The sequence below is a fragment of the Klebsiella sp. HMSC16C06 genome (assembly GCF_001808325.1).
Lineage (GTDB): Bacteria > Pseudomonadota > Gammaproteobacteria > Enterobacterales > Enterobacteriaceae > Klebsiella > Klebsiella variicola.
In genome coordinates this window covers 363855-373087 of record NZ_KV792994.1, presented here as the reverse complement: position 1 = coordinate 373087, position 9233 = coordinate 363855, and the positions used below count along the sequence as shown (strand labels likewise).

Annotated in this window: 11 protein-coding genes; 7 read left to right on the top strand and 4 right to left on the bottom strand. The window is 55.9% G+C overall.

All coding sequences use genetic code 11. The annotated features are described in order from the left end of the window. Positions 1 to 100 precede the first annotated feature (100 nt). A complete protein-coding gene (gmhB, locus tag HMPREF3142_RS09435) occupies positions 101 to 667 on the bottom strand; it encodes a D-glycero-beta-D-manno-heptose 1,7-bisphosphate 7-phosphatase (RefSeq protein ID WP_032731650.1) in 567 nt (188 codons plus the stop codon). A 188-nt stretch (positions 668 to 855) separates the two neighbouring features. Here gmhB and metN point away from each other — a divergent pair, with 188 nt between their 5' ends. The 7 genes from metN (at position 856) to HMPREF3142_RS09400 (ending at position 7345) form a co-directional block, all read left to right on the top strand. Beyond that, the gene (metN, locus tag HMPREF3142_RS09430; RefSeq protein ID WP_023297090.1) at positions 856 to 1887 is read left to right on the top strand and encodes a methionine ABC transporter ATP-binding protein MetN; all 1032 of its coding nucleotides are present in this window, start codon (positions 856 to 858) and stop codon (positions 1885 to 1887) included. After that, positions 1880 to 2533 carry a methionine ABC transporter permease MetI gene (locus HMPREF3142_RS09425; RefSeq protein WP_004204478.1) on the top strand — a complete coding sequence of 218 codons (654 nt, stop codon included), beginning with the start codon at positions 1880 to 1882 and terminating at the stop codon, positions 2531 to 2533. The genes metN and HMPREF3142_RS09425 overlap by 8 nt, the downstream gene beginning before the upstream one ends. A gap of 43 nt (positions 2534 to 2576) precedes the next feature. Further along, positions 2577 to 3392 carry a methionine ABC transporter substrate-binding lipoprotein MetQ gene (gene metQ, locus HMPREF3142_RS09420; protein WP_008807336.1) on the top strand — a complete coding sequence of 272 codons (816 nt, stop codon included), beginning with the start codon at positions 2577 to 2579 and terminating at the stop codon, positions 3390 to 3392. A gap of 107 nt (positions 3393 to 3499) precedes the next feature. Continuing rightward, positions 3500 to 3907, top strand: coding sequence for an Rcs stress response system protein RcsF (gene rcsF / locus HMPREF3142_RS09415; RefSeq protein ID WP_008807337.1), 408 nt, complete (start codon positions 3500 to 3502; stop codon positions 3905 to 3907). Continuing rightward, the gene (gene tsaA, locus HMPREF3142_RS09410; RefSeq protein WP_064180704.1) at positions 3904 to 4611 is read left to right on the top strand and encodes a tRNA (N6-threonylcarbamoyladenosine(37)-N6)-methyltransferase TrmO; all 708 of its coding nucleotides are present in this window, start codon (positions 3904 to 3906) and stop codon (positions 4609 to 4611) included. Before rcsF ends, tsaA begins: the two co-directional genes overlap by 4 nt. A gap of 113 nt (positions 4612 to 4724) precedes the next feature. Further along, positions 4725 to 6443: a proline--tRNA ligase gene (gene proS, locus HMPREF3142_RS09405; RefSeq protein ID WP_012542803.1), complete on the top strand. Its 1719-nt coding sequence runs from the start codon at positions 4725 to 4727 to the stop codon at positions 6441 to 6443. A 59-nt stretch (positions 6444 to 6502) separates the two neighbouring features. After that, positions 6503 to 7345: a YaeF family permuted papain-like enzyme gene (locus HMPREF3142_RS09400; protein ID WP_049010848.1), complete on the top strand. Its 843-nt coding sequence runs from the start codon at positions 6503 to 6505 to the stop codon at positions 7343 to 7345. A 131-nt stretch (positions 7346 to 7476) separates the two neighbouring features. Here HMPREF3142_RS09400 and nlpE read toward each other — a convergent pair whose 3' ends face one another. Genes nlpE through HMPREF3142_RS09385 form a run of 3 tightly spaced genes read right to left on the bottom strand, consistent with a single transcriptional unit; the run spans position 7477 to position 9173 of the window. After that, a complete protein-coding gene (nlpE, locus tag HMPREF3142_RS09395; RefSeq protein WP_012542804.1) occupies positions 7477 to 8175 on the bottom strand; it encodes an envelope stress response activation lipoprotein NlpE in 699 nt (232 codons plus the stop codon). 42 nt (positions 8176 to 8217) lie between these two features. After that, positions 8218 to 8631, bottom strand: a complete 414-nt coding sequence (gene arfB, locus HMPREF3142_RS09390) for an alternative ribosome rescue aminoacyl-tRNA hydrolase ArfB (RefSeq protein ID WP_008807342.1) — start codon at positions 8629 to 8631, stop codon at positions 8218 to 8220. Beyond that, on the bottom strand, positions 8628 to 9173 hold the full coding sequence (locus HMPREF3142_RS09385; RefSeq protein ID WP_049157054.1) for a YaeQ family protein: 546 nt from the start codon (positions 9171 to 9173) through the stop codon (positions 8628 to 8630). The genes arfB and HMPREF3142_RS09385 overlap by 4 nt, the downstream gene beginning before the upstream one ends. Between the last annotated feature and the right edge of the window lie 60 nt (positions 9174 to 9233).

Below are 9233 nucleotides of genomic sequence, written 5' to 3'. Positions count from 1 at the left end.
ATCCGCCGTGTCGATGGAGGCGCATTATAGGGAGCTCTCCGGGAATGACAAGCGGAAAAATACAATTTTATTTCAACCGCTCATCTTTTAAACGCAACGCTTATTTTTGCTGCTTTTTAATCGCCGCAGGCAGCTCTGTCAGGCTATTTAGCACCCAGTCAGCCGCTTTTTCCGCTTCTTCAGTCAGGGGCTTACCGGTACGCACCAGCACTTTAGTACCGACATCTGCCGCCGCAGCAGCCTGCATATCTTCCAGTTTGTCCCCTACCATATAGGAAGAAGCCATATCGATATGCAGATAATCGCGGGCGGAGATCAGCATCCCCGGATGCGGTTTACGACAATCACAAGTCTGACGGTACTCCTCCACCGCACCCTGCGGGTGATGCGGGCAATAGTAGATACCGTCCAGGTCGACGCCACGATCGGCCAGAGACCAGTCCATCCATTCGGTCAGCGTTTCAAACTGGGCTTCGGTAAATTTACCGCGTGCAATACCGGACTGGTTAGTGACCAGCACCAGCGCATAGCCCATCTCTTTTAGTTCGCGCATCGCGTCAATGACGCCATCGATAAATTCAAAATTGTCGATTTCGTGGACGTAGCCATGATCGACATTAATAGTGCCGTCACGGTCGAGAAAAATTGCGGGTACTGACTTTGCCACCGGTTTGCTCCTGAAAAAGGCTAGTGCCGTTAGTATCGCATGTTTCAGCATGCAAGAAAGTGCTCATTATAAAGAGTCAGATTGATTTAGACGTCTGGATGCCTTAACATCCATTTCATTGCCAGGCATCGCCTGGATACGGCAGAAGAAAATGCCACGGCAAACGGCTAAACGATAATAAATAACTGATGATTAAACTTTCCAATATCACCAAAGTGTTCCAGCAGGGGAATCGCAGCATTCAGGCGCTGAATAACGTCAGCCTGCATGTCCCTGCCGGACAAATTTATGGCGTCATCGGAGCCTCCGGCGCCGGTAAAAGTACGCTGATTCGCTGCGTCAACCTGCTGGAGCGCCCGACCGAGGGCAGCGTACAGGTTGACGGTCAGGAATTGACTGCACTGTCGGAAAAAGAGCTAACCCGTGCGCGCCGTCAGATTGGCATGATTTTCCAGCATTTTAACCTGCTGGCCTCCCGGACCGTTTTCGGCAACGTCGCGTTGCCCCTGGAACTGGATAACACCCCGCAGGCAGAAATCAAACGCCGTGTGACGGAGCTGCTGGATCTCGTCGGCCTGGGTGATAAGCACGACAGCTACCCGGCTAATCTCTCCGGTGGCCAGAAACAGCGCGTCGCTATTGCCCGCGCGCTGGCCAGCAACCCGAAGGTATTGCTGTGCGATGAAGCCACCAGCGCCCTCGACCCGGCCACCACCCGTTCCATTCTCGAACTGCTGAAAGACATTAACCGGCGTCTGGGACTGACCATTCTGCTGATCACCCACGAAATGGATGTGGTGAAACGCATCTGCGACTGCGTGGCGGTCATTAGCAACGGTCAACTGATCGAGCAGGATACGGTGAGCGAAGTCTTCTCCCATCCGAAGACGCCGCTGGCCCAGCAGTTTATTCAGTCCACGCTGCACCTCGATATTCCGGATGACTACCAGGCGCGCCTGAAATCTACTGCCACAGCGGATAGCGTGCCGATGCTGCGTATGGAATTTACCGGCCACTCCGTCGATGCGCCGCTGCTCTCTGAAACCGCGCGTCGCTTCAATGTGAATAACAACATTATCAGCGCGCAGATGGATTATGCCGGCGGGGTGAAGTTCGGCATCATGCTCACCGAAATGCACGGTACACAGGAAGACACTCAGGCGGCCATCGCCTGGCTGCAGGAACATCATGTAAAAGTAGAGGTATTGGGTTATGTCTGAGGCAATGATGTGGCTGCTGTTGCGCGGCGTATGGGAAACGCTGGCAATGACCTTTGTCTCCGGCTTCTTCGGTTTTGTCCTTGGTCTGCCGGTGGGCGTGCTGCTGTATGTGACCCGGCCGGGGCAAATCGTCGCCAATGCCAAACTGTACCGTACTCTGTCGGCGCTGGTGAACATTTTCCGTTCCATCCCGTTCATTATCCTGCTGGTCTGGATGATCCCGTTTACCCGCGTAATCGTCGGCACCTCGATCGGCCTGCAGGCGGCAATCGTTCCGCTGACGGTGGGCGCCGCGCCGTTTATCGCCCGCATGGTGGAGAACGCCCTGCTGGAGATCCCGACCGGGCTCATCGAAGCTTCCCGCGCGATGGGCGCCACACCGCTGCAGATCGTCCGCAAGGTTCTGCTGCCTGAAGCGCTGCCGGGGCTGGTCAACGCCGCCACCATCACGCTTATTACCCTGGTAGGCTACTCCGCCATGGGCGGCGCGGTGGGCGCCGGTGGTCTGGGGCAGATTGGTTATCAGTACGGTTATATCGGCTACAACGCAACGGTGATGAATACCGTACTGGTGTTACTGGTTATTCTGGTTTATTTAATTCAATTCTCTGGCGATCGTATCGTCCGGGCTGTGACTCATAAATAACGTTATTGGCAGACAACACTCATTCTTACAGGAAGGAAATAACATGGCCTTTAATTTCAAAACCTTTGCGGCAGTTGGCGCGTTAATCGGTTCTCTGGCGCTGGTGGGTTGCGGTCAGGATGAAAAAGATCCGAATCATATTAAAGTCGGCGTTATCGTCGGGGCGGAACAGCAGGTCGCTGAAGTTGCGCAGAAAGTGGCAAAAGAGAAGTATGGTCTCGATGTTGAGCTGGTGACCTTCAACGATTACGTGCTGCCAAACGAAGCGCTAAGCAAAGGCGATATCGACGTGAACGCCTTCCAGCATAAACCGTATCTCGACCAGCAGATTAAAGACCGTGGCTATAAGCTGGTCTCCGTTGGCAACACCTTCGTCTATCCGATCGCGGGTTACTCGAAGAAAATCAAATCGCTGGACGAACTGCAGCCGGGCTCGCAGATCGCCGTCCCGAACGATCCGACTAACCTCGGCCGTTCCCTGCTGCTGCTGCAGCAGGTGGGTCTGATCAAACTGAAAGACGGCGTGGGCCTGCTGCCGACCTCGCTGGATATCGTCGAAAACCCGAAAAACCTGAAAATTGTTGAACTGGAAGCGCCACAGCTGCCGCGTTCGCTGGACGACGCACAGATTGCGCTGGCCGTCATCAACACCACTTACGCCAGCCAGATTGGCCTGACCCCGGCGAAAGACGGTATCTTTGTTGAAGGCAAAGAGTCTCCTTACGTGAACCTGATTGTGGCGCGTGAAGACAATAAAGATGCTGAGAATGTGAAGAAATTCGTTCAGGCTTACCAGAGCGATGAAGTTTACGAAGCGGCGAACAAGATCTTTAACGGCGGCGCAGTGAAAGGCTGGTAATCTTTTCTCACCGTAATATCATTCAGGACGGGCTTCACGCCCGTCTTGTCATTTATGCAAGCACCTGATTCAATAACGCCCTGTTTTTTATTCATTGAGGAAATACTATGCGTGCTTTACCGGTCTGTTTGTTAGCACTCATGTTAAGCGGTTGTTCCATGCTAAGCAGATCCCCCGTTGAACCTGTTCAAAGCACTGCAACCCCCCCGGTTAAATCTGAGCCGAGCAAACCACGCGCAACCCGTCCGGCGCCGGTACGTATTTATACCGATGCGTCAGAGCTGGTGGGAAAACCGTTCCGCGATCTGGGTGAAGTGACTGGTGAGTCATGCCAGGCCTCAAATCAGGATTCTCCGCCGAACATCCCAACCGCCCGCAAGCGTCTGCAGGTGAATGCGGCACGCATGAAAGCCAATGCCGTCCTGCTTCACCGCTGCGAAGTGACCAGCGGCACGCCAGGCTGCTACCGTCAGGCGGTTTGTCTGGGCTCGGCGCTTAACGTTTCGGCACAATGAGTGCATTCCAGTTCGCGCAGATAGGCGTTATCCGCTCGCCGTATAAAGAGAAATTTGCCGTTCCTCGCCAGCCTGGTCTGGTGAAACACGGCGGCGGAGAATTGCATCTGGTTGCGCCCTACAACCAGGCCGACGCCGTGCGAGGCCTGGAAAACTTCAGCCATCTGTGGATCCTGTTTGTGTTTCATCAGACCATGGAAGGCGGTTGGCGTCCGACGGTGCGCCCTCCCCGACTGGGAGGCAATGCGCGGATGGGCGTCTTCGCCACCCGTTCGACGTTTCGCCCCAACCCCATCGGCATGTCGCTGGTTGAGCTGAAAGGCATTCGCTGTCAGAAGGATCAGGTGATCCTGGAACTCGGTAGCCTCGATCTCGTCGACGGGACGCCAGTGGTTGATATCAAACCGTATCTTCCTTTCGCCGAAGCCCTGCCGGATGCCTGCGCCAGCTATGCGCAACAGGCGCCGCTGGCGGGTATGAACGTCAGTTTTACACCGGAAACAGAAGCACAGTTACTGACCCTGGAAAAACGCTACCCGCATATCAAAGCGTTTATCCGCGAAGTATTGGCGCAGGATCCGCGCCCGGCCTACCGTAAAGAGGAAGAAGCAGGAAAAAATTATGCCGTCTGGTTGCTGGATTTCAACGTCCGCTGGCGGGTGATTGCCTCTGGTTTTGAAGTCTTTGCCCTCGAAGCGCGCTAATTTTATTTTTCCTCTCTTTTGGCATCTTTGCCACACTGGTAAACTAAACCACTTTTTTTGTTTCAGGCTGGGCAACCAGCCTGTTCCGCTCGTTTAACTGGAACCGTTACAACATGCGTACTAGCCAATATCTGCTCTCCACTCTGAAGGAGACACCTGCCGACGCCGAGGTAATCAGCCACCAGCTGATGCTGCGCGCCGGGATGATCCGCAAGCTGGCCTCCGGGTTATACACCTGGCTGCCGACCGGCGTGCGCGTCCTGAAAAAAGTCGAAAACATCGTGCGTGAAGAAATGAATAATGCCGGTGCGATCGAGGTGTTAATGCCGGTCGTTCAGCCCTCTGAACTGTGGCAGGAGAGCGGTCGCTGGGAGCAGTATGGCCCGGAACTGCTGCGCATTGCCGATCGTGGCGATCGCCCGTTCGTCCTCGGTCCAACCCACGAAGAGGTCATTACCGATCTGATCCGCAACGAGCTGAACTCCTATAAGCAGTTGCCGCTGAACTTCTATCAGATCCAGACCAAATTCCGCGACGAAGTGCGCCCGCGTTTCGGCGTGATGCGCTCCCGTGAATTCCTGATGAAAGATGCTTACTCTTTCCATACCTCTCAGGAATCGCTGCAGGAAACCTACGACGCGATGTATACCGCTTACAGCAAAATCTTCAGTCGTATGGGGCTGGATTTCCGTGCGGTACAGGCTGACACCGGTTCTATCGGCGGCAGCGCCTCTCATGAATTCCAGGTGCTGGCGCAGAGCGGCGAAGACGATGTGATCTTCTCCGACAGCTCCGACTACGCGGCAAACATCGAGTTTGCGGAAGCCGTTGCGCCAAAAGAGCCGCGCGCAGCCGCCACCCAGGAGATGACCCTGGTTGATACGCCGAACGCCAAAACCATCGCCGAGCTGGTTGAGCAGTTCGACCTGCCGATCGAAAAAACCGTGAAGACCCTGCTGGTGAAAGCGGTTGAAGGTAGCGCCTCTCCGCTGATTGCCCTGCTGGTGCGCGGCGATCACGAGCTGAACGAAGTGAAAGCGGAAAAACTGCCGCAGGTCGCCAGCCCGCTGACCTTCGCCACCGAAGAAGAGATCCGCGCTCTGGTGAAAGCGGGTCCGGGCTCCCTGGGTCCGGTGAACCTGCCGATCCCGGTGGTTATCGACCGTACCGTCGCGGTAATGAGCGATTTCGCCGCTGGCGCTAACATCGATGGCAAACACTACTTCGGCATCAACTGGGATCGCGACGTTGCCACGCCGGAAGTCGCCGATATTCGTAACGTCGTTGCCGGCGATCCGAGCCCGGACGGAAAAGGTACTCTGCTTATCAAGCGCGGTATCGAAGTGGGTCATATCTTCCAGCTGGGTACAAAGTACTCTCAGGCGATGAATGCCGCAGTTCAGGGCGAAGATGGCCGTAACCAGATCCTGACCATGGGCTGCTACGGTATCGGGGTGACCCGCGTGGTGGCCGCCGCCATTGAGCAAAACTTTGACGATCGCGGGATTATCTGGCCAGACGCCATCGCGCCGTTCCAGGTGGCGATTCTGCCGATGAATATGCACAAGTCCTATCGCGTGCAGGAGCTGGCCGAGAAGCTGTACGCCGAGCTGCGTGCGCACGGCATCGATGTGCTGATGGACGACCGTAAAGAGCGTCCGGGCGTGATGTTCGCCGATATGGAACTGATCGGTATTCCGCACACCATCGTGCTGGGCGATCGGAACCTCGATAACGATGATATCGAATACAAGTATCGTCGCAATGGTGAGAAGCAGCTGATTAAAACCGGTGATATCGTGGAATATCTGGTTAAAGCGATAAAAGGCTAAGCAACCACCTCAGGGCCCTGAACGGATGTCAGGGCCTTTTTTTTACAAGGAAAGTACCCATGACTGCACCTATCCTCAGCAGCGGACTGCTTACTTCCGCCCTGCTGCTGCTTACCGCCTGCACCATAGACGTCGGCCGCAGCGCCGCTTCCGCATCCGCTACCGAGGGCCGCTCCCCGCCATGGGCTGTCACCCTCCAGCGTCAAAGCTCGATTGCCGGCAGCGGGCTCCACGAAATTGACGAAAGCGATCTCCGTTCCGGCGACCTGCTCTTCTCGTCCAGCCTGGGTATCACTTCGCTTGGGATCCGCGCCTTCAGCGCCTCTTCCGTTAGCCACGTCGCACTGTATCTTGGCGAGGGTCAGATCGCGGAAGCCACCGGCGCTGGCGTACAGGTGATTTCTGTTCAGCAGGCGCTGGCGCATAGCGATAAACTCTTTGCCCTCAGGGTGCCCGACCTGACGCCGGACCAGGCAACGGCGATGAAAAATTTTGCCTGGCAGGTCAAAGACAGCGGGTATAACTATCGCGGCATTATTCAGTTTATCCCTTATATGGTCACCAAACCGCTCTGCTCGCTCAACCCTTTCTCGCGTAACTTTCGTCAGCAGTGCGTGAGCGGCCTGGCCAAAGCGCAACTGGGCGATGCGGCAAGCGCCGACAAGAAAGCATGGTTTTGCTCGGAGTTTGTCAGCGAGGCCTTCGTCAGAGCCGGGCATCCGCTGACCCAGGCGCAGGCGGCGTGGATAAGTCCTTCCGATCTGCTGCACATGCGGGAAGGAGACGTCGCCACGTTTAAACCCGAAACGCAGCTACAGTATGTCGGGCATCTGAAACTGGGCGTTTATCTTCAGGCCGGCAAGCTGGTGGGGCTGAATAAACCGAAGGACGATGCGGAGTAAAGAAAAGATTTGCGCTTTTCCGCCAGCCAGACTCACGCTCACTCTGTATATGACAGGGCGAAGAGCAGGAGCAAGCTGGTTGGTAGCAGGGGGATCATCCCCTGCCCATTTCCCGGGCAGGGGCCTGACAATCAATGGCTGCAGTCTTTACCGGGAATAAATTTGCCGGCCTGGTCCGTCATCAGCGTCTTCATCATTTCGCCGGTGTCCGGGTTCGCCTCGAGGGTAAAGTGCCCCTCCACCACCAGCAGTACCGGTCGTGAATCATTTCCGCGGGCAGCGGCATAATCCCGCTCAAGCTGGGCATTGTTCGCCACCGCGACGCGTTTACCGGTCGCGCAATCGGTAAAGGTTGCCGCATCGGCCATATAGAAATACATGCCGCGCATCGCCATCGGGGTGGTCGGCAGGCTGGCCTTCACCGGCTCCAGGGTATAATTGAGAGGAGACTGAACGGGGCTCCCGTTGCGGTCAAGCATCTCCAGCTTGTCGCCCTTCGCGCGAAAATATGATTTCTCGCCTTTGCTGTCGGTCAGCACCAGTTTATCCGCTGTGCGAGCCCAGGTGCCATAAGAGGCAAAAGATGACGGTTCACGACGAGCGCCCTGGTAGTGCTCGTTCATCACCCAGGTACCGTCTTTTTCCAGGAACAGCGAGGTGTCGATACCTTCACAATCCGCGCATGGCAGCACCCCACGCCAGCTTTGCTGCATCGGTTTGAGCTCTTCCATCGCCGCTGGCTGTACGGTGTCAGTCTCGGCGCGATGGTTACAACCAAACAGCGCGAACAGCGAGCAGGCCGCTATCACGGAGAATACGATTTTCTTCACTTTGCTTTCCTTATCATCCATTTCACCCGTTCGCCGACGTCTTCACTGGCGAACTTTCCCACGCAGCGCCTTGACTGAGGACTTCTGTGCCTTGGAAGCAAGGCGTCGCTCTTTGGATGCCCGAGTCGGTCGCGTCTCCCGGCGACTTTTTTGCACTGCGGTTAATTCTTTTATGAGGGCCACCAGCCGGGCAATCGCCGCTTCGCGGTTCATCTCCTGGCTGCGGTATTCCTGAGCCTTAATGATAACCACACCGTCAGCAGAAATTAAGTGGTGCCTGGCGGCGAGCAGGCGCTCTTTGTAAAACTCCGGCAGGCTTGAAGCTTTAATATCAAAGCGCAGATGGATTGCCGTCGACGCTTTGTTCACATGCTGGCCCCCGGCCCCCTGGGCACGAATACCTTCCAGCGTGACCTCGTTATCGGCAAGGGTCACGCTGCGGCTAATAGTAATCATGCCGGTGCTTGCCAGGCCGTCAAATGAATTTCCAGATTATTCTGAGCATCGGATAACCAGATACTACCGTCCTGCAGAGTGGCCTGCAGTGTCATGGTACGGTCGGCAAAGGCGCTAAGCTGTGCCAGTTGCGCGTCATCAAGATACCAGATGGTCAACTTCGGGTACGCCGCAAGCTTGTTCTGATTCTGCTGCCACCAGATTTCAGCGGCCCGGCTATTATAGGCAAACAGCGCTACCGCCTGCGCCCGTGAGCAGGCTTTCTTAATCCGCCGCTCATCCGGCAGACCCAGTTCGATCCACAGATCGACCCCGAGATGATCGTTAAGCAGCCACAGCTCCGGCTCGTCGTCCGACGACAGGCCGCGGGTAAACTGCAGCCGTTCATCGGCATATTTGATCCACGCCAGCAGGCGCAGCATCATGCGCTCCTGGGTTTCCGAGGGGTGCTGCGCCAGCGTCAGGTTAGCATCCAGAAACTGGTTGCGATCCAGATCGGCTACATTTACCGCAGCTTTATATATTGTCGCTTTCAGCGCCATGAATAAACTCCTGAAAAGAATGGCGGACATTGTAGCGAAACTGGCGGCAAAAGGCTGTCG

What these genes read in the sequence shown, in the direction of transcription:
- HMPREF3142_RS09425 (WP_004204478.1), top strand. Translation starts at nt 1,880, where the DNA reads ATGTCTGAGGCAATGATGTGGCTGCTGTTGCGCGGCGTATGGGAAACG.
- rcsF (WP_008807337.1), top strand. Translation starts at nt 3,500, where the DNA reads ATGCGTGCTTTACCGGTCTGTTTGTTAGCACTCATGTTAAGCGGTTGT.
- arfB (WP_008807342.1), bottom strand. Translation starts at nt 8,631, where the DNA reads ATGATTACTATTAGCCGCAGCGTGACCCTTGCCGATAACGAGGTCACG.
- metN (WP_023297090.1), top strand. Translation starts at nt 856, where the DNA reads ATGATTAAACTTTCCAATATCACCAAAGTGTTCCAGCAGGGGAATCGC.
- HMPREF3142_RS09385 (WP_049157054.1), bottom strand. Translation starts at nt 9,173, where the DNA reads ATGGCGCTGAAAGCGACAATATATAAAGCTGCGGTAAATGTAGCCGAT.
- HMPREF3142_RS09400 (WP_049010848.1), top strand. Translation starts at nt 6,503, where the DNA reads ATGACTGCACCTATCCTCAGCAGCGGACTGCTTACTTCCGCCCTGCTG.
- proS (WP_012542803.1), top strand. Translation starts at nt 4,725, where the DNA reads ATGCGTACTAGCCAATATCTGCTCTCCACTCTGAAGGAGACACCTGCC.
- metQ (WP_008807336.1), top strand. Translation starts at nt 2,577, where the DNA reads ATGGCCTTTAATTTCAAAACCTTTGCGGCAGTTGGCGCGTTAATCGGT.
- tsaA (WP_064180704.1), top strand. Translation starts at nt 3,904, where the DNA reads ATGAGTGCATTCCAGTTCGCGCAGATAGGCGTTATCCGCTCGCCGTAT.